This window comes from Paraburkholderia sp. RL17-383-BIF-A (assembly GCF_046028015.1).
Lineage (GTDB): Bacteria > Pseudomonadota > Gammaproteobacteria > Burkholderiales > Burkholderiaceae > Paraburkholderia.
The window spans coordinates 281,166-306,302 of sequence record NZ_JARESR010000001.1; the positions used below are offsets into that span (position 1 = coordinate 281,166).

Here is a 25,137-nt window from a genome sequence, read left to right on the forward strand (position 1 = left end):
CCGCCATGCCGATCATCGAATCAAAGCTGAATCCGCGCTCGGATGACTTCCGCGCCAATGCGGCAGCGCTCGAAGCGCTGGTCGCCGACCTTCGCGCGAAAGTCGAAAAACTCGCGCTGGGCGGTGGTCAGGCGGCGCGCGACAAACACACGGGCCGCGGCAAACTGCTGCCGCGCGATCGCATCGCGCAACTGCTCGATCCGGGCACGCCGTTTCTCGAGTTCTCGCAACTCGCGGCTTACGGCATGTATCACAACGATGCGCCCGGCGCGGGTGTCATCACCGGGATTGGCCGGATCGCGGGGCAGGAGTGCGTGATCGTCTGCAACGATGCGACGGTCAAGGGTGGTACCTACTATCCCGTCACCGTCAAAAAGCACGTGCGGGCGCAGGAAATCGCCGCTGAAAATCATTTGCCCTGTGTGTATCTGGTCGACTCGGGCGGCGCCAATCTGCCGAATCAGGACGACGTGTTTCCGGACCGCGACCACTTCGGCCGCATCTTCTACAACCAGGCGAATCTGTCCGCCGCGGGCATTCCGCAGATCGCCGTCGTGATGGGGTCTTGTACCGCGGGCGGTGCGTATGTGCCGGCCATGAGCGACGAGTCGATCATCGTCAAGAATCAGGGGACGATTTTTCTGGGCGGTCCGCCGCTCGTGAAAGCGGCCACCGGCGAAGTGGTCAGCGCGGAGGATCTCGGCGGCGGCGACGTGCATACGCGTCTGTCGGGCGTGGTCGATCATCTCGCGCAAAACGACGCGCATGCGCTCGGGATTGCGCGCAGTATCGTCGGCAATCTGAATCGCAGCAAGCAGGTGCCGGTTGCGTTGCAGGAGCCGAAGCCGCCGCGTTACGACGTAAAGAGCATGTACGGTGTGATTCCCGTGGATACGCGCAAGCCGTTCGACATTCGCGAGGTGATCGCGCGTATCGTCGACGACTCCGCGTTCGACGAATTCAAGGCACGCTACGGCACCACACTCGTGTGCGGTTTCGCGCATATCTGGGGACATCCGGTCGGCATCATCGCGAATAACGGCATTCTGTTTTCGGAGTCCGCGCTCAAGGGCGCGCACTTCATCGAGTTGTGCTGCCAGCGCAAGATTCCGCTGGTGTTCCTGCAGAACATCACCGGCTTCATGGTGGGCCGCAAATACGAAAACGAAGGCATTGCGCGCAACGGCGCGAAGATGGTGACGGCGGTGGCCACGGCCAAGGTGCCGAAGTTCACGGTGATCATCGGCGGATCGTTCGGTGCGGGCAATTACGGCATGTGCGGCCGCGCGTATTCGCCGCGCTTTCTGTGGATGTGGCCAAACGCGCGCATCTCGGTGATGGGCGGCGAGCAGGCGGCGTCGGTACTGGCCACGGTGAAGCGCGACGGCATTGAAGGCAAGGGCGGTGCGTGGAGCGCGGAAGAAGAAGAAGCGTTCAAGCAGCCGATCCGCGATCAATACGAACATCAGGGCCACCCGTACTATGCCAGCGCGCGCCTGTGGGACGACGGCGTGATCGACCCGGCGCAAACGCGCGACGTGCTCGGTCTCGGCCTGTCGGCCGCGATGAACGCACCGATCGAAGACACGCGTTTCGGCGTGTTCAGAATGTGACGATGCGCGAGAAAGCGCGGGAGCTGCGACGATGCAATACGAAACACTGACGGTCGAATTCGCCGGACAGATCGCCACGGTCACATTGAATCGGCCGGACGTGCGCAACGCATTCAACGAAACGATGATCGCCGAAGTGACCTCGGCCTTCACGGCGCTCAACGATCGCGACGACGTGCGCGCGGTGGTGCTGGCCGCGAACGGCAAAGCATTCTGCGCGGGCGCCGATCTGAACTGGATGAAGAAGATGGCCGGTTACTCGGACGACGAGAACCGTGCCGATGCAATGCTGCTGGCAAACATGCTGTCGTCGATCTATCGCTGCAACAAGCCGGTGATCGCGCGCGTGAACGGCGACGCGTACGCGGGCGGCATGGGTTTGATCTCAGCGTGCGACATTGTGGTGGCGGTCGAAAGCGCGCGCTTCTGCCTTTCGGAAGCGCGCCTCGGTCTGATTCCGGCCACCATCGCACCGTACGTGATTCGTGCGCTGGGCGAGCAGGCGTCGCGCCGCTATTTCACCACCGCCGAGCAGTTCGATTGCGCAACGGCGTTGCGCCTCGGACTGGTCAGTGAAGCCGTCAGCGTGGAGCAACTCGACGCCACCGTGCGGCAGATTGCCGAGACGCTCTGCGCCAACGGTCCGCAGGCGGTACGCGCGTGCAAGCAACTCGTGCAGGATATCGCGGGCCACGAGTTGAACGACGCGATGATCGAAGACACGGCGGCGCGCATCGCGCGCACGCGTGCCGGCGCCGAAGGGCGTGAGGGCGTGGCGTCGTTCCTCGAAAAACGCCCGCCCGCCTGGCGTAACTAACGCATCTATTCCAGGGCGCGGGCAGCGCCTTGACCAGAACAACAGCCCCGATAAAACGGCACACTTCATCGAGACACTTCATGTTCAACAAGATCCTGATTGCCAACCGGGGCGAGATTGCGTGCCGCGTCGCCGCGACCTGCAAGCGGCTCGGCATTGCGAGCGTGGCCGTCTATTCCGTTGCGGACGCCAATGCTAAGCACGTGGCCGCCTGTGACGAGGCGGTGCATATCGGCGGTTCGACGGCGGCGGAAAGCTATCTGCGCGTCGAACGCATCATCGAAGCCGCGCGCGCCACCGGCGCGCAGGCGGTGCATCCGGGCTACGGCTTCCTGTCGGAGAACGAAGCTTTCGCGCATGCGTGCGAGGCCGCCGGCATCGTCTTCATCGGACCGCCGGTCGAGGCGATTGCGGCGATGGGCTCGAAAGCCGCCGCGAAGGCGTTGATGCACGCGGCCGCCGTGCCGCTCGTGCCGGGCTATCACGGCGACGATCAGGATCCGCAACTGCTGCACCGCGAGGCCGATGCGATCGGTTATCCGGTGCTGCTCAAAGCTAGCGCCGGTGGCGGCGGCAAGGGCATGCGCGTGGTCGAGCGCAGCGAGGATTTCGCGGCGGCGCTGGCTTCGTGCAAGCGGGAAGCCGCGAGCAGCTTCGGCAATGATCGCGTGCTGATCGAAAAGTATCTGACGCGGCCGCGCCATGTGGAAGTGCAGGTGTTCGCGGACAGTCACGGCGGCGCTGTCTATCTGTTCGACCGCGATTGCTCTGTGCAGCGGCGTCACCAGAAAGTGCTGGAAGAAGCGCCAGCGCCCGGCTTGCCCGCTGAAATCAAGCGCGAAATGGGCGAGGCCGCGGTGGCCGCCGCGCGCGCGGTGAATTACGTCGGTGCGGGCACGGTCGAATTCATCATGACCAGCACGGGCGAATTCTATTTCATGGAAATGAATACGCGCCTGCAGGTCGAGCATCCGGTCACGGAAATGGTCACCGGTCAGGACCTCGTGGCATGGCAACTGCGCGTCGCCGCCGGCGAACCGCTGCCGCTCACGCAGGAACAGTTGAAGATCGACGGTCACGCCATCGAAGCGCGTATCTACGCAGAGCACCCGGCGCGTGGTTTCCTGCCGTCTACAGGCACGCTCAAGCATTTGCGCATGCCGGAAGGCGTGGAGTTCGCGATCGATGCGGCAGGTCTTGGCGAGCCGGGACGCAAGGCGCCGGTGCGTATCGACAGCGGCGTGCGTGAGGGCGACACCATCACGCCGTTCTACGATCCGATGATTGCGAAGCTGATCGTGCACGGCGCCACGCGTGAAGAGGCGCTCGCGCGTCTGAGCCGCGCGCTGCATGCGTGCGAGGTGGTCGGCCCGCACACCAACATCGAGTTCCTGCAAAGCATCGTGGCTAGCGAGCCGTTTGCAACCGGCGATCTCGATACGGGCTTGATCGAGCGTCATCACGACGCCTTGTTCGCGCCGCGCAAGAAGCCATACAAGGAAGCGCTGGCGCTCGCTTGCGCAGCGCTGCTCACGCGCGAGGGCGGCACGGCGCACGGCGCGTCGCCGTGGGATGCGTTGTCGCACTGGCGGCTGAATGGCGGCTATACGCAGACGCTCGGCTGGCGCGACATGGACAGCAGCGGCGATCACGCAAGCCTGTTCACGGTCGCGTTCGCACGCGACGGCAGCACGCAAACGCTCGAACACGACGGCGTGCGCGAGGACTTCAGCTGGTCGAACGGCAGCGGCCCGCATGAATTCCGCGCGACGATCGGCGATGCGCGGGCAACGGGCCGCGTATTCGTCGACGGCGATACGTTCCATGTGTTTTGCCTCGGCGAAGCGCTCGCGTTCGAATGGCAAAACCTGCTCGCACACGCCGCGGACGCCGAAGGCGGCGAAGGCCGTCTGACCGCGCCGATGCCGGGCAAGGTGATCGCGGTGCTGGTGGAACCGGGCACGGTGGTAGAGAAGGGCACGCCGCTGATCGTGATGGAAGCAATGAAGATGGAGCACACCATCGGTGCGCCGGCTGCCGGCACGATTTCGGAGGTGCTGTATTCAGTCGGCGATCAGGTTGCCGACGGCGCGCAGCTTCTGGTGCTGGACGTGCAGCAGTAAGGGCGCAACTCAGGCAAGGCGCGTATAGCCGACGGCGCGCGCCTCGCTTTCAAGCTGCTCGATGCGGTCGTAATCCGAGCGCGGCAACACGGAAAACCCCTGCAAACGCAGGCGTTTCGCACGCTCGGGCTGGATCACGAGTACCTCGTTCAATGCTTCGCGCAGTGCTTCCACGGTGGCCGTGGGTACCGTGTCGGAAGCGATCAAAGGCAGGCCCGGCGACGGCGCTGTCGTGCCGATCCGGCGCACCTGACGGGCCAGTTCCGGCATTTCGTCGCAGACGAAAGCGAAGGTCACGCAATCGATCGCCGCGACATCCGCGTGATTTTCGGCCACCGCGCGCAACGAGCCGAGATGCGAGCCGGTTCGCAATACCGCGCTGAAAAATAGACCAGCGCGCGCGAGCGGCGCCACGGCGTGGCGAAACACGTTCATGCCGCTATTCGAATCGTCCTGGTTGTACGCCGCACGCGCGCCGCGACACGCCGCTAATGTATCGAACGGCGCATCCGCGCGCGTCACCAGCACGCTTGAATAATGCGCGCCCTCGCAACCCGGCGCGTCAAAGCGCGGCGTCGCGATCAGTTGTACCTGGTCCTGCAAGCCATGCATGAACGGATAGCCGCACGTTTGCGAGATCAGCAGATTGGGGCGCCGCCAGAAGCCGTGCAATTCTTCGTCCGGTTCGACGATGCGGCACGCCGGCTTGACCATGCGCAGCACGTCGGCGAGCCACTCGCGCCACTCGAAGTCGAGCGCGGGTGTGACGTTATACATTGGCAGGGCGGCGATCCAGGTCATGACGCTATTCTGGCATGCCTGCTATTTAATGTCTGACCATTCGGAATTCGTCGAGGCCGAGACGCACCGGCTCCGACGGTCTGAACGCCCATTTCTGCGCGGCGACCGAAAGGATTTCCAGTTGCGCATCCTCGAATGCGACGAGCAGGTCCTGCTTGCGCTTGCTCGCCGCGCCGCAATAGGTCACGAGTGCTTCGGCGCTGACCTCGAAGATCTGCGCCCGATCATCGCAGCACACCCGGAACGCGACCGTCGCGCATTCCGTCACACAGGGCCTGAACCCTTCATCCACATACACTGACATGGCCATCTCCCGCCGCACGCCCGAGTCATCAGGATGACAAGTCGTAAGCTTGCGGTATGTGGGAAAACCGGCATTTGCCGTGAAATGGCCGCGACTTTATCCGCTCCGGCGAGCGGCGGCTTCGCCGGTGGCCCTCAAGCGCCCGAGTTACTGCGGGAACACCCGTACGACCGCGACAGGACGCGCCGCTCAAGCCACCATGCGCGCATGGGTCCAGGACCACAAATCGGCCGGTGACAACGACTTCGAAAACAGAAAGCCCTGCAGTTCGTCACAACCGATCGTACGAAGAATGCGCGCCTGATGCTCGCTCTCGACACCCTCGGCGACCACCCGCAGACCCAATTCATGGCCGAGTTCGATGATCGTGCGGACGATGGCAAGGTCCGCGCGGGCATCGAGCATGTCGAGCACGAACGCGCGATCGATCTTGAGCCGATCGAGCGGAAAGCGGTTCAGATAGCTGAGGCTCGAATAGCCGATGCCGAAATCGTCGAGCGCGAGTTTGACTCCGAGCGCGCGGATCGCGTTGATCATGGCGAGATAGTTTTCCGCGTTGTCCATCAACACGGTCTCGGTGATCTCGAGTTCTAGCCGCGACGGCTCGACGCCATGCCGCGCGAGACTGTCCGCGAGCGTGCCGATCAGGTCCGAATCGCGCAACTGGATGGCCGACAGGTTGATCGACACGCGTAGCGGCATCAGGCCTTGCGCGTCCCACTCGGCGATCTGCCGGCAGGCTTCGTCGATCACCCACGCGCCGATCGGAATGATGAGCCGCGTGTCTTCCGCGACCGGAATGAATTGCGCGGGCGACACGATGCCGATTTGCGGGCTGTTCCAACGCAGCAGCCCTTCGACTGCTAGCAGTTCGCCCGTGTGCGCATCGACGCACGGCTGGTACTCGAGCCGGAACTCGTGCATCGCGATGGCGGTGCGCAGGCAGGCTTCGAGCGTCAGCCGGTAGCGCGTGCGTTCGGCAATGTCGGGCGCGAAGAACTTCACGAGATTGCGCCCCGCACCCTTCGCCTGGTACATCGCGGCGTCGGCGTTCTGCATCAGCGTTTCGATGTCCTCGCCGTCGTCCGGGAACAGCGCCACGCCGACGCTGCACGACACCTGCAGCGTGACGCCGCCGACCTCGTGCGGCTGGCGCACGAGCGGCAGCAGACGATCCTCGATCGTACGCGTCACGTCCGCCGCGTTGCTGACGCCGTTCAGGATCACCGTGAACTCATCGCCGCCGAGCCGGCTCACTGTGTCGTTGCTGCGCACGGCTTGCAACAGGCGTCGCGAGACCGAGCGCAGCAGACTGTCGCCAATGTGATGACCCAGTGAATCGTTAATGTTCTTGAAGCGGTCGAGATCGATGAACAACACCGCGACGCGCTGCCCGGTGCGCCGCGCGTTGCCGAGCACCACGCCGAGGCGTTTCACGAACAGCTCGCGGTTCGGCAGCTCCGTCAGCACGTCGTGCTCAGCGAGGAACTGGATGCGCGCCTCGCTCTTCTTGCGGTCGGTGATATCGATCAGCGTGCAGATGTAGTGCGACAGGTTCGCGCGCCGGTCGCGCACCGCGCTCACCATCAGCCACGCCGGATAGTCACTGCCCGCGCGCCGGCGCACGTGTGCTTCACCGTGCCATGCGCTCAGGCGGTCGACGGAATCGATCACGGCCGGGAGAATGTCGTCATGTTCCTGCGAGGCGAAGAGGAACGCGGGCTCCTTGCCTGTCACGTCGTCGGCGCGATATCCCGTTGCTCGATAGAACGACGCGTTGGCGGTCACGAGCCGCCGTTGCGCATCGAGAATAAGGATCGCTTCCGAGGACGCCTCGAACACCTTGCCCCACAATTCCAGGCGCTGCTCCATCAGTTTGATCTGGTTGATCGGCGTGAAGGCGGTCAGCACGGCGTCGCGCCCCTGGAAGTCGAGGCGCCGCGCCGACAGCATGGCCCATGTGGACTCTTTGGCGGCTTTCCAGTGCACCTCGAATTCGTCCACCGCCTCGCGGTCGGAGAGTTGCTGGAAAAAACGCGCGCGCACCTCCGAGTCGAGGCCGACGGCCCACGGGTCGACCGTACAGCCGTTCAGCCAGTAAAGCGCGGGCTTGTTAGCGTGCAACACCTCGTGCCCCGGGATCGACGTGACGACCATCGGCACCGGGGTCGCCTCGACGAGCGCGTACTGGGCGGCCGACGCGCGTGCGGTCGCCGCGAGTTCCTTCTGCACGTCGCGCTCGCGATCGAGTTGCGCGAGCATGTCGTTGAAACCGCGCACCAGCTGGCCGATTTCGTCCTGGCTATGCCAGCGGGCGCGCAGCGAATGGTCGCCCGTGCGTCGCACCGTGTCCATCACGCGCGCGAGCTGGCGCAGTGGCCGCGAAATCTGCTGGGCGACGAAATACACCATGCTCAGGATCGCGCACAGCAGGAAAAGCGCTGTGCCGAGATGCAGCCACATGCGCTCAAATAGGCCGCGCACGCGCTCGTGCAGCAGTCGTTCGAGCTGATTGCCGGTCGCGCTCCATGCGTCGCTCACGCTCATCACCACGCGCTGCTGGGCGGCATCGAGCGCGGCGAGTGTGGCGTCATCCGAGCCGGCATCGACGGCGGCGCCGGCCACATGCCGATACGCGTCGATCGCGGCGAGCATGCGCGTGAGGGGCGGGCCGATCGTCGTGGTCAGCGTGCCGTTCGTGGCCGCGGCCTCCGCATAGTCAGAACGCAGTCCCTGCAATACCGCATCGAGCTGGCCTTCCAGTACGAGGTAGCGGGTCCGCATCTCGTCGTGGCTCATCCGTGCAGCGTGAAGACGCGCGCCGGCGTCGTGCAGGTGGCGGCCCATCCGGTTGACGTCGCCGAGCAGCTCCGGATAGCGCAGGATCGACAGCGACATCGAGTAGTAGCTGTCGAGGTCCGGGTCCAGAATCAGGTTCGACTGGTTGCCGACGCGTGTGACCAGCTCGCGTGTCGCTTCGAGGCCGACGTCCACTGTCGCGGCGCCCGCATGCGGCGCGGCGCTGGCCGTCAGCGCCGCGAGCACACGCGCATTGAGTTCCGCGCTTTGCATGTTCGCGCCATAACGGCGCTCCGCGTCGGCAAGCCCGTCCGCCGTGCGTTTCAACTGGGCCGCCGTTCGCGGCTGCCCGGCCCCCGCGAGCGCGAAGTCGATGAGCGCGTCGTGTACGGCCGCGACGTAGGCGTTGCCGACCAGCTCCTTGTCGGAGAAGTCGATCGCGATGTATTTCTCGTGGATCAGAATGCCGCTGATGTACAGCACCGCGCTCAGGTCGAGCAGATAGATCAGCAGCAGCTTACGGCCGACGCGAAGGCGCGCGAGAAACCGGAAGAACAGATTGCGTTTCATAGGCGCTGCCGCTCGACCGCGAAGCTTTCACCGCGTGCGCCATAAGCCAGACGTTTCACTGCGTTTCTCCATGCGGGGAGCGCCGGACCCGGGTCAGGTCCGAAGGCGGAAAAACCCCCTGATCATGGTATCGACCGGTTGGAGAACTTCTTTAGTCTTCGCTTAAAACTCACCATTACGGTGCCGGAAACGCTGCATCACGGTGCGGATTTCGAGTTCCGGCGGCACTTGCTCACCGGATTGCTGCATGAGCGGAAGTTAAGCCGGGCAGCTCGAGGCTTACGCTAGCCAGGTATCTGGAGCGGCTCCACGCCACTCCAGATCTTCGTGCGTTAGAAGAAGCCCAACGGCTTGTCGCTATAGCTCACGAGCAGGTTCTTCGTTTGCTGATAGTGGTCGAGCATCATCTTGTGCGTTTCGCGGCCAATGCCGGACTGCTTGTAGCCGCCGAACGCCGCATGCGCCGGATAGGCGTGGTAGCAGTTGGTCCACACGCGGCCCGCCTGAATCTGCCTGCCGAAGCGATAGGCACGTGTGCCGTCGCGCGTCCACACGCCGGCGCCGAGGCCGTAGAGCGAGTCGTTGGCAATTTCGAGCGCCTCTTCTTCGTTCCTGAACGTCGTGACCGAGACTACCGGTCCGAAAATCTCTTCCTGGAAGATGCGCATCTTGTTGTGGCCGCGGAACACGGTCGGCTTGACGTAGTAGCCTTTGCTCAATTCGCCGCCAAGCGCATTGCGCTCACCGCCGATCAGGCATTCGGCGCCCTCCTGTTTGCCCAGATCGACATACGAAAGAATCTTCTCCAACTGTTCCTGCGAGGCCTGCGCACCGATCATCGTTCTGGTGTCGAGCGGATGCCCTTGCGTGATGGCGGCGACGCGTTTCAGCGCGCGTTCCATGAAGCGGTCGTAAATCTTTTCTTCGATCAATACGCGTGACGGACACGTGCACACTTCACCCTGATTCAGCGCGAACATCGCGAAGCCTTCGAGAGCCTTGTCGAAAAACCCGTCGTCACGATCGATCACGTCGGCGAAGAAAATGTTCGGGCTTTTGCCGCCAAGTTCGAGCGTGACGGGAATGATGTTCTGGCTCGCGTACTGCATGATGAGGCGGCCGGTCGAAGTCTCTCCGGTAAACGCAATCTTGGCGATGCGCTTGCTCGATGCCAGCGGCTTGCCCGCTTCGAGGCCGAAACCGTTGACCACATTCAGCACACCCGGCGGCAGCAAGTCCTGAATCAGTTCGACCAGTACGAGAATGGACGCAGGTGTTTGCTCGGCAGGCTTGAGCACGATGCAGTTTCCCGCGGCGAGCGCCGGCGCGACTTTCCACACGGCCATCAGGATCGGGAAATTCCACGGAATGATCTGACCGACCACACCCAGTGGCTCATGAAAATGATAGGCCACGGTATCCGCGTCGATCTCGGAGAGCGTCCCCTCCTGTGCGCGAATGCAACCGGCGAAATAGCGGAAATGATCGATCGCGAGCGGGATGTCGGCGGCGAGCGTTTCGCGGATTGGTTTGCCGTTGTCGATCGATTCGGCGAATGCGATGCGCGAGAGGTTCTGCTCCATGCGGTCCGCAATGCGGTTCAGGATGTTCGCGCGCAAGGCGGGCGACGTATCGGCCCAGGCCTTGCGGGCGCGGTGAGCCGCATCCAGAGCGAGTTCGATATCTTCTTCCGTCGAACGGGGAATCGACGTAAAGGGTTCGCCGGTGATCGGCGACACATTGTCGAAGTACTCGCCACGCACCGGAGGGACCCACTCGCCGCCGATGAAATTGGCGTATTGCCGCGCATACGGAAATTCGACATCGAGAAACTGCATATCTGCGTGATTCATGCCTGACTCCTCCAAATGATTGTCTGAATGCCGACGGAGAAAGCGCGCTTTGGCGTGACGTGTGCGCATCACCGCGGCTCTTCATCGTGAGGAGCATTCAGCGAGAAGCGTGCCATTGGACCTGAGTGTGCGGCATGCATAGCGACGAGCGCGGTTCATTCGCGCGCGCTTTGCTTCATCGGTCGGGCAACTGTCATTTTTAGCAACACATGTGCGTTCGAATGTGCCACGCCGCAACACTGCCGGCACGCATGAAGAGCCGCTCTTTCACGCGATTGCGGCGCGCTTTCATCGACTATCGCGGCCCGAGGCGCACTTGCCGTCAATGGCACGCGACTTGCCTTGAATGGCCCGCAGCCAGTCTGCGTTCACTAGACGATGGCGCCGCCGCACGGCCTCGCGTCGACAACTCAACAGGAGACAAGGATGAAAGCACGTTTAGCTTCGGCGACGCGGCCCACGGCGCTTGCAATGAGCGTGGCGACCGCCGTCAGTCTGTTATTCGGATCGGCGATGGCCGCCGGCGACTACCCGGCCGTCACCTATGAGCGATTGACCGCTGCGCAGAGCGATCCCGGCTGGCTCACGTACTACCGCACCTATAACGGCCAGGCGCACTCGCCGCTCAAACAGATCGACACTGCGAACGTGAAGAACCTCAAACAGGTCTGGAGCTACAAGTTTCCGGCGGACCTGCAGCAGGGATTCGAAGCCACGCCGATCGTCAACGGACGCTTTCTCTTCGTGACCACGCCGAAGGACAACGTCTATGCATTCGACGCGGTAACCGGCAAGCAATTGTGGAAGTTCGAACCGAAGCTCGGTGCGGAGTCGTTCAAGACGGCATGTTGCGACGTGATCAATCGCGGCGTGGCCCTGTATGGCAAGAACGTCTACGTCGCGATGCTGAGCGGTGACGTGGTCGCACTCGACGCGCAGACTGGCGCGGTTGCGTGGCGCAAGCAGATGTTCGAGCCGGGGCTCGGCTATGCATTCTCGCTGGCGCCGCTCGCGCTCGACGGCGCATTGGTGGTGGGCAGCGCCGGCGGCGAATACGGCGCACGCGGCTTTATCGCGGCGTTGAATCCGGACGACGGCAATGTGCTGTGGAAGCGCTTTACGGTGCCCGCGGCTGGCGAGAAGGGTGGAGATACGTGGCCGAACGGCATGCAGGAGCATGGCGGCGCGCCGGCCTGGCTGACGGGCACTTACGACGCCGCGTCGAAGACGCTCTACTGGGGCGTGGGCAACCCAGGCCCGTGGCTGGCCGATCTGCGTCCGGGCGACAACCTTTACTCCGATTCGCTCCTCGCACTCGATCCGAAGAACGGCGATCTCAAATGGCATTACCAGTACACCAAGCATGACACATGGGACTACGACGGCGTGAATACGCCGGTGCTGGCGACGATCAAATATCAGGACAAGGAGTACGACGCGATCATTCACGCGGACCGCAATGGTTTCTTCCATGCGATCGACCGCGGCACAGGCAAGCTGATCTATGCGAAGCCGTTCGTGACGGCGACTTCGGTAACGGGCTATTCGGCGGACGGCGCGCCGATTCAGGACGCGTCGAAGTACCCGAAGGCCGGCACGACGATCGAGACCTGCCCGAGCTTCCTCGGCGGCAAGAACTGGTGGTCGGTTTCGTACGATCCGGACAAGCACATTGCAGTCGTCCCGGCTTTGCACGCATGCATGTCGCTGTCGGGCAAATCGGTGAACTACATGGAAGGCTTGCCGTACCTCGGCGAAGGCTTCGAAATCAAACCGGAGCCCGGCAGCAAGGGTTATGGCGAGCTGCAGGCGATCAATGTCGACACGGGCAAGAAAATCTGGAGCCACTGGAGCAAGATGCCGTGGAACGGCGGCGTGGCGACCACGGCCGGTGGTCTTGCGTTTAGCGGCTCGCTCGACGGCCACCTGTACGCATTCGATGTGACGACCGGCAAGGTGTTGTGGCAGAGCCCGAAGCTGGCAAGCGGAATCGTCGCTCAACCTTCGGTGTTCGAGGCCGACGGCAAGGAGTATGTCGCCATTCTCGCGGGCTACGGGGGCGCGAATCCGATCTGGGGCGGCCCGATGGCGAAGGCGGCGGAGAAGGTTCCACGCGGCGGCACGTTGTATGTGTTCGCGCTCAACCACGGCTGATGTCCACATGGCTGTCACGACAAGCCGGCCGCGTCCGCATGGACACAGTCGCCCGGTCGTGACGGTCAGGCCTTTTCTGGAAACAGGATCATGAAGACTCGACTCAATAGGTTCGCCGTTGCCGGTGTCTTGCTGGCGACCGGCGCACTGGCACCGGGACTCGCCAGCGCAGGTGTGCGCGTGTGCACGTTTCCCGGCAGTCCCTCGACCGCGCTCGACGAAGCGGTCGCGCGCGAAGCGTTTCGCACGGCCGGTATCGCGCTGTCGCTCTCTCCCGGAGGATTCGACAGTGGCGACGACGACGGCGTCTCGCTGAAGGAGCTAAACGCCGCACTGGCGAGAAAATGCGATGTGATAGCCGGCTTTCCGCGTTCGACAGTGGCAGATGGTTCCGGCAGCAAACTGACCTTCTCGCGCGGTTATCTGCGCTCCGGCTACGTCAGCATCACCACGCGAGAATCGTCCACGCCCGCCGGCGGAGCCGAGGTGGTTGCGGCAACTTATGCGAGCCCCGCGCAACTGATTGCCGTGCAGCAGCCGAACGTGAAACTCGACCTGGAGAACACAGCGGAGCTGACGGTCGACGCCGTGGCGAGCGGGCATGCGCAGCGAGCGATCGTCTGGTATCCGGCGGTGGTGGCTTACACGATCAAACATCCTGAGCGGCACTTCCGGATTGTCAATGCCGCCTCGCAGTATGCCGACTGGCAGTTGGTGTTCGCGTTCGGGAAGAACGGCGCGGGGTTACAGCCGCGAATCGACGCGGCGCTCGAAAAGATGGCATCGGACGGCCGGCTCGCGGCATTGTCCCGCCACTGGACTCTCCCCGAAGCGGCTCAGGCGAGCAGTTCTGCCGCGCCGGCGTTTGCCTATCGCGATGGCCCAGGCCGTGGCGGCGCGGTGTGGCGTATGACTTTGGCATCCGGGCAAGGTTCGCAGCAAGGTCGGTTTCTCAAGGTCGATGCGAGCGCAGCCGCCGATGCGCCGAGTTTCGACCGCACGCAGGTCGCGCACGGCAAGACGCTTTACTCGAGTTCGTGTGCGAAATGCCACGGTCCGGATCTGCAGGGACTCAATGCACCCGCATTGCGCGGGCCGGCTTTTGCACCGGCTGCCAATGCGAAGCTGACGATCGGCGGGGTGTACGGATACATGGCGAACAATATGCCGGCTGACCGCCCAGGCAAGATGAAGCCGCAGGATTATGCGGACATCATGGCTTTCCTGCTGTATTCGAATGGCTATAGCGCGAGCAGCACCAAACTCACCGACGATAGCGCCAAGGCATCGACCACGCCGCTCAACGCGCGCACATCGCAATAGGCCCGGTATCTTTCTTCACTGAGTTTCTTCACTGCGTCGGCCGCCATGCAACGACGACGGCCCGGCAGTCTTCCCGTCATTCACGGGGAGCGCTGGGCCGCCTTCCTTGTAACCGTCACTTTATCCATTACCCCTGACGCATGACGTGTCCCTGCTGCGAACAGGCAGCGGAGCGTCGATCAGCGCAGCCGTGTCAGTCCAGCCAGCCGCGTTGCCGCGCATGGTCGATGAAACGGTACACGTCGGCAGCGAGGTCGGACGCTCTGAACAGATCTTCCAGTTCACCGATAATGTCGTCCAGTTCGCGTGTCCCGTCGCAGCGCACGAGAATTTCCCCCGCGCTCGGATTGAGATTCACGGTGCCATCTGGAGAGAGCAGCACGTAGGTATCCCGAACGCCTTCCCATTGCAGGCGGAACTTCGTGCGCAAACAGGGCCGAAGGCTGGCGTAATGGTCGTGGTGCGGGGCATTCATACGGGTTACGCCTTTAAGATCTCTTCGAGCATCAGCCCGAGCCGGCAATCCTAGTCTTCATGGGCCATGTTCCGTGCGCCGTCACGCTCGCTCACATAAAGCGAGCGGCGTGCGGCGTTTTATCGTTGCTTTACCGATTGGCGATATACATCGTGATTTCAAAACCGAAACGCAGATCGGAATAGGCGGGGGTGGTCCATTGCATGACTGTCTCCTTGAATAAAACATGTGATTGAAGAACCGCATAGGTGAAGCGGCCGTGTCGATTAACGCAAAGTCTGTGCCGGGAGAATAGAGCCAAGTTGGAAGCTGTGAAGGATGCGCCGAATGATTAGCATGTCGAATGGACAAAAAAATAATCGATGTGTGCTGTGACGTCGCGTGTTCCGCGCTCGGACCGGGCGCGGAACACCTGTTCATTTCAGTTACAGCACTGTTGCAAATTGGAGCAGTTGTGACACCTACGAGTCAGGCCGCGTTTTCCGAGTCGCTCAAACCCTGCAACGGCAGCTTTCTATAAATCGTGTTGCGCGAGATGCCGAGCGCGCGAGCGGCCGCCGACACATTGCCGCCATGTTGTGCCACGGCTTGGGCAATGACGCTGGTGGCGACGTCTTCAAGACGTCCGCTTGGCAGCGGTAAGGCCTCTGTGCTGGCTGTGCCCGGCGCGGTAGCCGTGCGCAAGCCGTCGAAGAAATCGTCTGGCAAATGCTCGCGGCGAATCTGGCCGTCCGCATCGACCATGGCCGCCGCCGTGCGCAGAAGATTGCCCAACTGCCTGAAATTGCCCGGCCATGCGCATTGCTCGAACAGCGCCATCACGTCCGGGGCAACGCTCAGGCGCTGCCCTTCTGCGCTTTCGGCAGACGCGCATTGCAGCATCTTCTGGATGACGGCGGACAGATCCGTGCGCTCGCGCAGCGGCGGCAGTTTGACCACCATGCCGTTCAGGCGGTAGTACAAATCCTCGCGAAACCGGTTCTGCGCAATCATCTCACGCAGGTCACGGTGGGTCGCGCAGATGACGGCGATATCGACCGGTATCGACTTCGACGAGCCAAGCGGATTGACAAGCCGTTCCTGCAGCACGCGCAGCAAGCGCACCTGCAACGGATAAGGCATGTCGCCGATTTCGTCGAGGAACAGCGTGCCGCCATTGGCTTGCAGCAGTTTGCCGACGGCGCCTTTGCGCCGCGCGCCTGTGAACGCGCCTTCCTCGTAGCCGAACAACTCGGACTCGATCAGCGTTTCCGGTATCGACGCGCAGTTGACCGCGACGAACGCGCCGGAGCGCCGCGGCGAGTCGTTGTGAATCGCCTGCGCGAGCAGTTCCTTGCCGGTTCCGGTCTCACCGGTGATCAGGATCGGTATGTCCTTGCCGATCACCTTGCGGATTTTGCCGATGACTGCCGTGATCTGGGGGTCGCCCGTGTCGAGGTAGCTGAGTCTCGACAACGCACCCGCGGCTGGCGTCGCCGCTTCCGCGCGCTGGGCCGTGCGCGTCTCGCGGGTTTCCTGCGGCAGCGAGCTCGCCTCGGTGCGAGTGTCGCGGCGGAATTCGACGTGCGCGCAGACCACCGCGCCAGTGTGCAGGTTCAGCGATAAATGCCGGTCCCGGCTGACTCGCCGGTGATCGAGTAGTTGCGCGCTCGTGAGACCGAATAACGACGACAGCGTATGCGCGCGCAAGCCCGCGAGCGGCATGCCCAACTGGAATTGCGCACTGCGATTGGCGGACAGGAAACGGCCGTCGCAGGTGAATGCGGCGATGCCTTCCATCAAGGTGCCGAGAAATTCAGGGCGGCCGTGAAAGGCGATTTGCAAGGTTTCGCGAAAGGTGCTCGTAAACAGATGATTCTCGATCATCTGCACGGACATTTTCGCCAGCGCCATGGTGTGCTGGTGATAGCTGCGATAGTCGCCGGTGACATCGAGCACGCCGATCAGGTCGCCGTATGGATCGAGGATCGGCACACTGGAGCAGGTGAGAAAGCGATTGGCCGCCAGATAGTGCTGCTCGCCGTGGATGGCGGTTGGGCATCGCTCGGCGAGCGCCGTGCCGATTGCGTTCGTGCCTTGGCGGTCCTCGGCCCAGTTGGCGCCCGGGCGCAGCGCGACTTTCTCGGCGCGCCGCAGAAAGTCGTCGTCGCCGATCGAATGAAGAATCAGGCCTTCGGCGTCGGTCAGCACGATCATGCTCTGCGTGTTGACGATCTGCTCATGCAGCGTTTCCATCACCGGCGTGGCATGTGCGCAGAGCACACGGCTTTGTTCCAGCTTCAACGAAAGCTCGGCCGCGGGCAGGACGTCGTAGTCCGGCCGCATCAGCGCGCTCAAGCCGAAAGTTTCGGAGCGTTCGTGGGATTTCTGAATCGACGGTGTGAGCCAGCCGGGCTCATGGGCCGTCATTGGCGCTACAGCGTGATAGACCTCATCGCGCATTGTCTCCTCCTGCTGGTCAGCCCCGTTCGTTTTGCCGGGGTCGTGCGGGTACTTCAACAAGCAAGTCATATGCCAGTGAAGTGTTTCGCGGAGTCGGCGGTTGTTCCTGCCATCGCCTTGATGGGGCCGCTGAATTGAGCGTCAACGGAACACGTCGTCTGGATACCCGCGGTCAGTGTGTATGTTCGTGCCGAAACCCGTAGCGGGTTTGATCTGACTCAAACCATGTCCTCGGGGAAGCGATCCGGGCGACTCAATACATTGAGCCGCACTTGCGGCGCTTATAGGGACCGGTGTGTGGCCTGGCGCTTAGCCGTTGCGTGTGCGTGAGTTTCATGGCGTTCCGCGAGGCGGGCAACGGACATGAAATTTTCCCGCAATCGAGCCGAGGAAGGGGTGAAAGCAGGCGGATTGCCATGGACGGGGAGAGACGTGACATCGTGAACGGGATGAGCGATCGGAGCGAATGCATAACGTCTGAACCATTCACCATACCCGCGCACCAGAAAGCCTCCCGAGCGATCGATGTATTGCTGGCGGGACGTTTCATACACTTTCCGAAGCGCAAACCAGGGCACTTGGGGAAGGTCATGGTGTACTGCGTGATAGTTATTGTTCAGAAACAGCAGACGCCAGAACCACGCCGCTTCGTTGACGACGGTGCGATGCTCGTGCGCGTGCGCCGTACGATGTTCCTGGAACGAGCGGACCGAACCCAGCGACAGCGATCCATATCCCACACCGACAATAAAGACCCACGCCGGGACCGCGCAAACATGTTGCAGCCAGGCGGTGAGCGCGGCGAGTGCGGCGAAGTGCGCAAGCCACACCGGCACATCGCGCCATTCACCACGTCTGATCTGACGGAGAGCATCGACACCGGTCGCGGCGATGGCGAACGCGGGCCCGACCAGCAGGCGGCCGATAAACGTATTACGGAAGGTCAGCAGCGCGCGAATCGCCCAACCCGCGCGTCGCCACGCGATAGCGCTGACGAAGTAACTCTCGGGATCGCGCTCGGGATGCGTGAGATGCGGATCGTCGTGATGTTTAAGATGCGAATCGCGGTAAATGCCATACGGAAAGCACACGGCGAGCGGCGCGAAACCGAGCAGCGCGTTGACGAACGGCGAACGCGTGGGGTGGCCGTGCAGCAGTTCATGCTGCAATGACATGTACCATGTGCCGAGCACAGCCAGCAGGAGCGTAGTAAGCGGTAAGCCGAGGTCGCGCGCATGTGTCGCCACGCTGAACCATCCGCCATAGATCGTCACGATCAGCGCCCAGGTCGGCCATTGCGTGCGCCATGTCCAGCTTGTCGCGAGGCGGGCGAGTGTGTTGCGTTGCGTGTCGTCGAGGTAAATCGCCATGAAAGGGATCGGTCGGAATGCAGGTTCAGACCGATCCTACGGACCCCCGAGCATTGCCAGAACCAATTTGTTCAGCAATGCATCTGCTAAAACGTGCATAGCGGCGCCAGCTTGCGCGCGGCGGCCCGCCTGGCCTCGTTGGTCAGGCGCTTACCGGGCGTCCGCCACGCGGCACGCGTGATCGAGCAGGCCTTCGGCCGAGCCGTTGCCGTTCTCCACATCGATCCCGCTGTTCACGACCAGCCAGCCGTCTTTTTCCGCGGAAGGCCCCGCACCCGTCACGAGGATGGTTTGCGTGGCCATCGTCCCGGCCCCCTGATTGTCCCGCGCGACGATGTGAAACGGATTGTCAGCGTGAGTGAGCGCGCTCACGCGCATGATGCGGTAACGGTTGCCGTCGAGCGTATCCCAATGCCATTCGTCAGGCGCATCTTTCGCGTGCCGTGCGAGCGCTTCACTGATATCGCCGCGCATGCAATCGATATGAATATGCAGCTGGTTTTGCGAGCGGCGGTATTGCGAGTTGATCTCGAGGCCGAGTTGATTGTCCGGCAGATCACGCTTGACCGACTTCTCGACGTAGGTCCGCGCGTTCCAGGCGTCGACCCAGTAGTCCTGCGCGTGCGGCGCGAGCACGAGTGGGCTTTCAATGCCGGTGATGCGGTCGGTTGGAATAAATAGATACTGTGACCGTCCGACAATATCCTTCAGGATAGCGTAGCGTTTGTCCAGGTCGACTGCCGTGCATTGGCCCGGCGTGCCGGTGGCCTGTTGCGACGGCACACAGCGCAGGTCGACAATTTTCCACAGCGCATTCGAGTCGATTGTGGCGAGGCGCGCGCATGCGCTTGCAGCCAGCGCGACGGCTAACGTGGCCACGATCCGCGCACCGTAGCGCAAGCGGGCCCGTCTGCGGTGTGCGGGCGTTGGTGTTTTCATCGGCGGTAGAGTCAAGTTTTTTAGAGTTGTCGCGGAGGTTGTTTCGGTATCAGAGCAACGGCGCCGGCAGCGAGCCGAGGATCTGCTCGAAGGCGACGCCGATAGCAAGAAGGCGCCGGTCCTCACCGAGTGGCCCATCCAGTTCCAGTCCAACCGGCAGGCCGCCCGCCGTCATGCCCGCCGGCAGCGAAAGTCCCGGAATGCCCGAGGTGCTGGCCGGATCGGTGTTGCGCAGGAACGCGTCCATCGTGTCGATCGGCGGCGATCCGTCTATGGATACCGTCGAAGAGCCGTTCACGTCGTCGATCGGCACGGCGGCGAGGCGCGTGGTCGGAAACAGCAGCGCGTCGAGGCGTTCATCGGCGAAGGTCGCGGCAACGTATTGCTGCAAGCGCGGCCGCCAGTCATTCAGCGCCGCGTCGTAGTGCTCGCCGAGGACATCGGCGAGTACGCCGTCGTAGATCGCGCGCACGTCCGGGCTGGCAATGCGGGCCGCCATGTCGACGACGGTTCTGACCGGCGCATCATTGGCGACGAGCCAGGCGAGCACGTCGTCGCGCGCCTCATGGATCGCAATCGGGCCGCCCACCATGCCATTCAGACCGTTTAACTCGCTCATTGCCACGGGCACGAACACCACGCCCGCCGCTTCGAGCCTCTTCAACGCGGCACGCGCGACGTCCTCCACACGCCGCTCGAGCCCTTCCCACAGCGGCGCGGGCAAGCCGATGCGCAAGCCGTTCAGCGCGATGACCGGCAACGCGCCGGCGCCGGTGATCACACCGTCGAGCAGCGCGATATCGGCGACGGTGCGCGCCATCGGCCCCACCGTGTCGCGCGTATGGCTGATCGGCACCACGGCGTCTGGATCGTGATAGCGCCGCTCGGCGCCGCCGTTGCCGACCGACGGACGAAACCCCACGGTGCCCGTCAACGCGGCGGGGATGCGGGTCGAGCCGCCCGTGTCGGTGCCGAGGCCCGCCGGCGCGATACGCGCGGCAATCGCCGCCGCCGTGCCGCCGGACGAGCCGCCCGGAATCAGCGTGGGATCGTAGGGATTGCGCACCGGCCCGGCGTGCGAGGCGAGGTTCGTGCTCGTAATGCCGAATGCCAGTTCGTGCATATTGGCTTTGCCTAGTATGATCGCGCCCGCGTCGATGAGCCGCTGCACCGAGGGCGCATTGGACTTCGGCACGAAGCCCGCGAGCGCCGGGGTGCCCGCCGAGGTTTGCAAGCCGGCGGTGTTGATGTTGTCCTTCACGACAATGGCGAGGCCTGCGAGCGGCAAGCGCACCTTGTCGGCCGCGGGCAGTGCGTCGATGCGCCGCGCGGCGGCGAGCGCGCCGTCGAGGTCGAGCGTGGTGAGCGCGTTGAGGCTCGAGAGCGCCGCCGCTCGCGCGAGCAGGGTGGCCACATAGTCGGCGGCCTTCAGGCGGCCGGACTGGATCGCGGCAACGGCTTGCGTGGCGCTCAGCGCGAGTTGTTCATCAACGGTCCATGTCATGGCCGGTGTCTCCTTCGTCTTATGTCGGTGTCCGGCGCGAGGGTTTCATGAAGCGCAGCGCGAGACGCGCGAGCGTCGGCACCAGCTTGGGACGCAACAGTCTTGCATCGTAGCCGCTCATGCGCCGGTCGTTTTCCGCGAGGCACAACGCGAACAGGTCGCGCGCGTTCATGGCTTCGCCGATCACGCCGCTGCTCGCGGGAAGAAAATTCGAATCGTGCGCCATGCCTTCAGCGTCGATACCTTTCGCGATCGCCACACGCTGCCAGACCAGCACCACCCAGATCGCGGCTACGCGCAACGCGTGCCACGGTCTGCGCCACAGCGGCATGGTGCGGCGATGCCACGCCACCCAGTTGATGAAAAACAGAATGTGGCGCGCCTCTTCCTGAATCACGGGCTCGAAAGTCTCGACCAGCGCCTCGGGGAAAAAGCCTGACTGCTGCGCCGAGCGGAACAGCCCGAACGCAAAGAAACTGTCGATGCACTCGCTATAGCCCGTGCGCATCCATTCCCACTCGGCGTCGCGCGGGACGGGATAGGGTGGCTCGGGTGCGATCTCGATCCCGTAGGCGGCAATCAGCTTCGAGAGCACGTGCTTGTGACGTGCTTCTTCGTCGCCGTCCATGGTGATCGCTTCGCGCAGCAGGGGATCGCTCAATTGCGCGGCATAGGTATGCACGGCGATCGACGCGCGGCCTTCGGTCTGCACCGCGATGTCCCAGATCGGCAGCGCGCACAGCCGTTCGAGCGCATCCGGCGGCAACGCCGGCCAGTCGATCACGGCCGGCTTATAGGGGTTGTGGGTTTCAAGCAGCATGCGGCAAAACATCTGCTTGTGCGCCTCGGAACCGATCTTCACGCGGGCGGGGCCGTGGAAGGTCCAATGGCGCAGGGTGCGGTCTTCGGCAACATCTGTCAGTGTGTCGGACATGGCAGGCGTACAGAGGGCGAACTCGATGTGTCGCCTATTCTGGCACAACCCTTCAAATTCCGACGTCGAGCGGCGCACGCCTCGCGGCGCCGCTCCCGACGCGCATGATGCGCTTGAAGCGAGAGGCGTTACTGGTGGTTATCGATCCACATGCGTCCCCAGCGGAATGCGTAGGCAAGAGCGTGCTCTTCGTCGAAGAAGTAATCGAGCGCGTCGAATGAATACGCCTGAGCGTGGCTCGCGGAAGTTTTCTCGATGGTCAGGTTGGCGGCGAACAGGCCATTGGGAAGCTGTTGTGCGGCCGGTGCAACTTCATAACCCTTGTAGCGAATATGTGCGTTCATGATTTTTGACAGTCAGTGTCCCCGCGTGCGTTGCGAGAAGGCCGGCTCGTCGGACGCAACCCGTAGCGTCACGCGGCCGGTAAATCAGCGGGCAGGTCAAAGACTAGGCCGCGCTGCGCAGCGGGTGAACCAATCAATCGTCGTTAGCAAATCAGCAGGCAGGTTAGGAGTAGCCCCGATCGGATCATATGCGCTGTGTTCGAGCACACTATCCGGCGTTGTGGATCGCGGGTCTGTTATGTGCCGCACGGTTTGCACGAACGACGACGACCCCCGTGGCCGCCCGGGCGGATCCACGGCGTCGTGAGACGGTAGGCAGAGAAGGGAACTAAACCGAGGGAGTTAAACCGAGGGAATCAAACCGCGTGCAGCAGGCGTGCGGACGGCGTGTCCTTGAGCGCGCTGCCGATCGGCGCGGCGTCCGGCGTGCGATGGGCGTTGAACGCCAGCGCGAATTGCGCGGCTTGCTGGCCGACCGTGGCGAGCTGATCGACGACCTTCGCGTCGGAACAGGTGTCGACGGTATCGAAGCGCGTTTCCAGCGTGTTGATGCCGGCGCCGAACGGCGTGGGCCAGCCGCGCAACGCGTGAACGATCGAGCGCAACGACGTCAGCACCGAGCCGGCGGCTTGCCAGCCGTAAGCCGTGACGATACAGCCGACCGCGCGGCCGTCCAGATACGGGCGTTCGTCGGCGCGCAGTTCTTCCAGCGTGTCGAGCGCGTTCTTGACGAGACCGGATACGCCGCCGTGATAGCCGGGCGTGGCGATGATCAGCGCGTCCGCGTGGCGCACGGCCTCGATCAGTTCGAGCTGCTCGTCCGTGCGGTGGGGCTGTTCCGGAGCATAGTGAGGCAGGCTATGCAGGAAGGTGCCGCCGAACAGGCGGGTGTTCGCGCCGGCGGCTTGCGCGCCACGCAACGCGAAGCCGAGTGCGCGCTCGGTCGACGAAGCGGCGCGCGTCGTGCCGCCAATGCCGACGACGAGCGGCCGGCGAGAATGATCGAAACTGGTCAACGAAATGCTCCTTCGGTAGCGGCTCACGATGCGCCGGCGCGGGGCTGCGCGCAGCGGACCGGGGCGAACCGGACTTTGAAGTGTCATCTTAATGAGCGCGGGGCGCGGCACGAAGCGACTTTTTGTTCTAACGATATAACCGCGCGGCGTGTTGGCGCAGTGGCGGTGCGCCCGCCGCCGGCACGGCGGGGGCATGTAACACGCCCTGCAATGCACTTGAGGCCGCGCCGGATAAGCATATGGCGAAGCATTGGTTGGGCGCGCGACAACGGGCGGCTATGATCGAATCGTCTCCTCCATGACATCTTCTTGACATGGGATTCGGCCTCGCCACGCCAGTGGCGGGGCCTTTTTTTATCCTGCGAGCGAGCAGCGCCCGCGCGGACCGCTTCACGATAAAGCCGTTTTTTGCATGCTACGATGGTCCGCGAAGCGAATCACCGCGAGGTCGAGCAAGCAATGGCAACCCTTTATGACACCCTCGGCGTGCCCACGCACGCCACGGACGAAGAAATCAAGCGGGCCTACCGGAAGGCCGCGATGAAGTGGCATGCCGACCGAAATGGCGGCGCCGAGGAAGTTGCGCGCGCCACCTTCCAGGAAATCAAGGACGCGTATGCGATCCTCTCCGACGCCGCGCAACGCAAGGTGTACGACTCGGTCTACGCCGAGCAGATGCGCGGCTGGGAAGCGCAACGCGCTCGCCAGCAGCAGGCCCGCGTCGAGCGCGAAGCGGCGGCGCGCGCCGCTGAAGAGGCCGCGTATGCGGAGATGGTCTCGCTAGCCATGCGTTTCGCCGATGATGGCCACAACCGCGATGTGCTGTTCGGCGTGCTGCTCGGGCGTCGCTGCGAGGCGCGGCGAGCCGCGCAGATCGCGGATAGCGTGTCGGCGCTGCAGATCTCGCGCCGTGAAGCTGCGAAGGCAAAAGCGAACGCGGCGGCCGATACGGTCAATGCGCCCGAGGCTGCCGATACTGCCGATGTCTCCGCGCAGCCCGAAACCACGTCTGCGAAACAGGACGGCGCGACGCAAGCCGCGCAGGCCAACCGCACCGCTCCTGACAAGCGTGCGGAACCCGCAGCCGAAGCTCATCCGGCTGGTGTCTTCGAAGGCTTGTGGTTTCAGTTTCTCAATGGATTGCGGTTTTAACCTGTCGCGTTTCGGGCCGAGTTTCGGGCCGATATAGGAGCCCTCGCATCGCAGCCATGTGAGGAATAGCGCCTTGGCCGCTAGACCATAGAGGTAGACCGAATTGATATAGAGAGCGGGCTTTAGCGCCCGAATTTGCGCTTCTAGAATCAAAGACATGGCCGCGGAGTGCGAGGTCCGATCACGGCAAGTAAGAGCGATGCCTGCTCATTGCCACGCGAACCGCTTCGCTCGATTTCCACGCAGTCGATCCCTAGAGGCACGACGGCCATGTTCACTTTCATCGTAGTCGTTGCGGTGGCGGCGTTTATTCCCTACGTCGCGGCACCCGGTATTGCCAATGGCGTGAAGGCGATCAGCACGCCGCCCGCGGCGATGTTGTTCGACACTCCGCCCGCACCGGCGGCCGGCGGAAGCGATGCAGCCAACCGGATCGTGTCCGGTCAGCGCGAGACCGACGCTTCCGTCTGAAACGCGCGCGTTTCGGTTGCTCTCGAATGAAGGCTCAATGAAAGCTTTGCGCGTGCGCTGGTACACTTCGGGCCGGCGCAGCGCACGGTGTCCGTGAATGAAACTCCCCTGGTACAAATTCTCGTGGCGCAAC

The 25,137-nt window shown here is 63.3% G+C and carries 20 protein-coding genes; 7 read left to right on the plus strand and 13 right to left on the minus strand.

The window, feature by feature from the left end:
- The first annotated feature begins 5 nt into the window (after nt 1-5).
- From P0D71_RS01420 to P0D71_RS01430, 3 genes are all read left to right on the plus strand, one after another.
- Nucleotides 6-1,613 carry a carboxyl transferase domain-containing protein gene (locus P0D71_RS01420; protein ID WP_091807600.1) on the plus strand — a complete coding sequence of 536 codons (1,608 nt, stop codon included), beginning with the start codon at nt 6-8 and terminating at the stop codon, nt 1,611-1,613.
- A 31-nt stretch (nt 1,614-1,644) separates the two neighbouring features.
- Entirely contained in the window at nt 1,645-2,430 is a 786-nt protein-coding gene (locus P0D71_RS01425; RefSeq protein ID WP_408353007.1) for an enoyl-CoA hydratase/isomerase family protein, read from the plus strand.
- An 80-nt stretch (nt 2,431-2,510) separates the two neighbouring features.
- Nucleotides 2,511-4,553: an acetyl/propionyl/methylcrotonyl-CoA carboxylase subunit alpha gene (locus P0D71_RS01430; RefSeq protein WP_408478966.1), complete on the plus strand. Its 2,043-nt coding sequence runs from the start codon at nt 2,511-2,513 to the stop codon at nt 4,551-4,553.
- Between the two features lie 9 nt (nt 4,554-4,562).
- Here P0D71_RS01430 and P0D71_RS01435 read toward each other — a convergent pair whose 3' ends face one another.
- From P0D71_RS01435 to adh, 4 genes are all read right to left on the minus strand, one after another.
- A complete protein-coding gene (locus P0D71_RS01435) occupies nt 4,563-5,354 on the minus strand; it encodes a phosphate/phosphite/phosphonate ABC transporter substrate-binding protein (protein ID WP_408182551.1) in 792 nt (263 codons plus the stop codon).
- 25 nt (nt 5,355-5,379) lie between these two features.
- Nucleotides 5,380-5,658 (minus strand): DUF1488 family protein, encoded by a 279-nt coding sequence (locus P0D71_RS01440; RefSeq protein WP_091809223.1) that lies wholly within the window; start codon nt 5,656-5,658, stop codon nt 5,380-5,382.
- Nucleotides 5,659-5,847: 189 nt separating this feature from the next.
- Nucleotides 5,848-9,027 carry an EAL domain-containing protein gene (locus P0D71_RS01445; RefSeq protein WP_408478968.1) on the minus strand — a complete coding sequence of 1,060 codons (3,180 nt, stop codon included), beginning with the start codon at nt 9,025-9,027 and terminating at the stop codon, nt 5,848-5,850.
- 332 nt (nt 9,028-9,359) lie between these two features.
- A complete protein-coding gene (adh, locus tag P0D71_RS01450) occupies nt 9,360-10,880 on the minus strand; it encodes an aldehyde dehydrogenase (protein ID WP_091807645.1) in 1,521 nt (506 codons plus the stop codon).
- Nucleotides 10,881-11,306: 426 nt separating this feature from the next.
- On the opposite strand from adh, the gene P0D71_RS01455 reads away from it, so the two are divergent.
- Together P0D71_RS01455 and P0D71_RS01460 are read left to right on the plus strand one after the other, a co-directional pair.
- A complete protein-coding gene (locus tag P0D71_RS01455; RefSeq protein WP_408295480.1) occupies nt 11,307-13,034 on the plus strand; it encodes a methanol/ethanol family PQQ-dependent dehydrogenase in 1,728 nt (575 codons plus the stop codon).
- Nucleotides 13,035-13,124: 90 nt separating this feature from the next.
- Nucleotides 13,125-14,357 carry a c-type cytochrome gene (locus tag P0D71_RS01460; protein ID WP_408352967.1) on the plus strand — a complete coding sequence of 411 codons (1,233 nt, stop codon included), beginning with the start codon at nt 13,125-13,127 and terminating at the stop codon, nt 14,355-14,357.
- Between the two features lie 193 nt (nt 14,358-14,550).
- Here the strand turns inward: P0D71_RS01460 and pqqD are convergent, their stop codons facing one another.
- The 9 genes from pqqD to P0D71_RS01505 all read right to left on the minus strand — a co-directional run bounded on the left by pqqD (nt 14,551) and on the right by P0D71_RS01505 (nt 23,381).
- On the minus strand, nt 14,551-14,832 hold the full coding sequence (pqqD, locus tag P0D71_RS01465) for a pyrroloquinoline quinone biosynthesis peptide chaperone PqqD (RefSeq protein WP_091807652.1): 282 nt from the start codon (nt 14,830-14,832) through the stop codon (nt 14,551-14,553).
- 130 nt (nt 14,833-14,962) lie between these two features.
- Complete coding sequence (pqqA, locus tag P0D71_RS01470) at nt 14,963-15,037, minus strand: pyrroloquinoline quinone precursor peptide PqqA (RefSeq protein WP_007178434.1); 75 nt, start codon at nt 15,035-15,037, stop codon at nt 14,963-14,965.
- 263 nt (nt 15,038-15,300) lie between these two features.
- Complete coding sequence (locus P0D71_RS01475) at nt 15,301-17,274, minus strand: sigma-54-dependent Fis family transcriptional regulator (RefSeq protein ID WP_408478970.1); 1,974 nt, start codon at nt 17,272-17,274, stop codon at nt 15,301-15,303.
- A 281-nt stretch (nt 17,275-17,555) separates the two neighbouring features.
- On the minus strand, nt 17,556-18,644 hold the full coding sequence (locus P0D71_RS01480; protein WP_408478972.1) for a fatty acid desaturase: 1,089 nt from the start codon (nt 18,642-18,644) through the stop codon (nt 17,556-17,558).
- Between the two features lie 150 nt (nt 18,645-18,794).
- On the minus strand, nt 18,795-19,583 hold the full coding sequence (locus P0D71_RS01485) for a CDP-diacylglycerol diphosphatase (protein ID WP_408478974.1): 789 nt from the start codon (nt 19,581-19,583) through the stop codon (nt 18,795-18,797).
- Between the two features lie 49 nt (nt 19,584-19,632).
- Entirely contained in the window at nt 19,633-21,087 is a 1,455-nt protein-coding gene (gene iaaH, locus P0D71_RS01490; RefSeq protein ID WP_408478976.1) for an indoleacetamide hydrolase, read from the minus strand.
- Nucleotides 21,088-21,106: 19 nt separating this feature from the next.
- Nucleotides 21,107-22,021: an aminomethyltransferase gene (locus P0D71_RS01495; protein WP_091807662.1), complete on the minus strand. Its 915-nt coding sequence runs from the start codon at nt 22,019-22,021 to the stop codon at nt 21,107-21,109.
- A gap of 128 nt (nt 22,022-22,149) precedes the next feature.
- Complete coding sequence (locus tag P0D71_RS01500; RefSeq protein ID WP_091807664.1) at nt 22,150-22,365, minus strand: DUF6566 family protein; 216 nt, start codon at nt 22,363-22,365, stop codon at nt 22,150-22,152.
- 356 nt (nt 22,366-22,721) lie between these two features.
- Nucleotides 22,722-23,381: an NADPH-dependent FMN reductase gene (locus P0D71_RS01505; protein ID WP_091807666.1), complete on the minus strand. Its 660-nt coding sequence runs from the start codon at nt 23,379-23,381 to the stop codon at nt 22,722-22,724.
- A 459-nt stretch (nt 23,382-23,840) separates the two neighbouring features.
- On the opposite strand from P0D71_RS01505, the gene P0D71_RS01510 reads away from it, so the two are divergent.
- Both P0D71_RS01510 and P0D71_RS01515 read left to right on the plus strand, forming a co-directional pair.
- On the plus strand, nt 23,841-24,533 hold the full coding sequence (locus tag P0D71_RS01510) for a J domain-containing protein (RefSeq protein WP_408478978.1): 693 nt from the start codon (nt 23,841-23,843) through the stop codon (nt 24,531-24,533).
- A 270-nt stretch (nt 24,534-24,803) separates the two neighbouring features.
- Entirely contained in the window at nt 24,804-25,004 is a 201-nt protein-coding gene (locus tag P0D71_RS01515; protein WP_091807669.1) for a hypothetical protein, read from the plus strand.
- Nucleotides 25,005-25,137 lie beyond the last annotated feature (133 nt).

Bases quoted from the DNA above. Each gene is read 5' to 3' on its own strand.
- P0D71_RS01420 (WP_091807600.1), top strand. From the start codon at position 6: ATGCCGATCATCGAATCAAAGCTGAATCCGCGCTCGGATGACTTCCGC.
- P0D71_RS01425 (WP_408353007.1), top strand. From the start codon at position 1,645: ATGCAATACGAAACACTGACGGTCGAATTCGCCGGACAGATCGCCACG.
- P0D71_RS01430 (WP_408478966.1), top strand. From the start codon at position 2,511: ATGTTCAACAAGATCCTGATTGCCAACCGGGGCGAGATTGCGTGCCGC.
- P0D71_RS01435 (WP_408182551.1), bottom strand. From the start codon at position 5,354: ATGACCTGGATCGCCGCCCTGCCAATGTATAACGTCACACCCGCGCTC.
- P0D71_RS01440 (WP_091809223.1), bottom strand. From the start codon at position 5,658: ATGTCAGTGTATGTGGATGAAGGGTTCAGGCCCTGTGTGACGGAATGC.
- P0D71_RS01445 (WP_408478968.1), bottom strand. From the start codon at position 9,027: ATGAAACGCAATCTGTTCTTCCGGTTTCTCGCGCGCCTTCGCGTCGGC.
- adh (WP_091807645.1), bottom strand. From the start codon at position 10,880: ATGAATCACGCAGATATGCAGTTTCTCGATGTCGAATTTCCGTATGCG.
- P0D71_RS01455 (WP_408295480.1), top strand. From the start codon at position 11,307: ATGAAAGCACGTTTAGCTTCGGCGACGCGGCCCACGGCGCTTGCAATG.
- P0D71_RS01460 (WP_408352967.1), top strand. From the start codon at position 13,125: ATGAAGACTCGACTCAATAGGTTCGCCGTTGCCGGTGTCTTGCTGGCG.
- pqqD (WP_091807652.1), bottom strand. From the start codon at position 14,832: ATGAATGCCCCGCACCACGACCATTACGCCAGCCTTCGGCCCTGTTTG.
- P0D71_RS01475 (WP_408478970.1), bottom strand. From the start codon at position 17,274: ATGCGCGATGAGGTCTATCACGCTGTAGCGCCAATGACGGCCCATGAG.
- P0D71_RS01480 (WP_408478972.1), bottom strand. From the start codon at position 18,644: ATGGCGATTTACCTCGACGACACGCAACGCAACACACTCGCCCGCCTC.
- P0D71_RS01485 (WP_408478974.1), bottom strand. From the start codon at position 19,583: ATGAAAACACCAACGCCCGCACACCGCAGACGGGCCCGCTTGCGCTAC.
- iaaH (WP_408478976.1), bottom strand. From the start codon at position 21,087: ATGACATGGACCGTTGATGAACAACTCGCGCTGAGCGCCACGCAAGCC.
- P0D71_RS01495 (WP_091807662.1), bottom strand. From the start codon at position 22,021: ATGTCCGACACACTGACAGATGTTGCCGAAGACCGCACCCTGCGCCAT.
- P0D71_RS01500 (WP_091807664.1), bottom strand. From the start codon at position 22,365: ATGAACGCACATATTCGCTACAAGGGTTATGAAGTTGCACCGGCCGCA.
- P0D71_RS01510 (WP_408478978.1), top strand. From the start codon at position 23,841: ATGGCAACCCTTTATGACACCCTCGGCGTGCCCACGCACGCCACGGAC.
- P0D71_RS01515 (WP_091807669.1), top strand. From the start codon at position 24,804: ATGTTCACTTTCATCGTAGTCGTTGCGGTGGCGGCGTTTATTCCCTAC.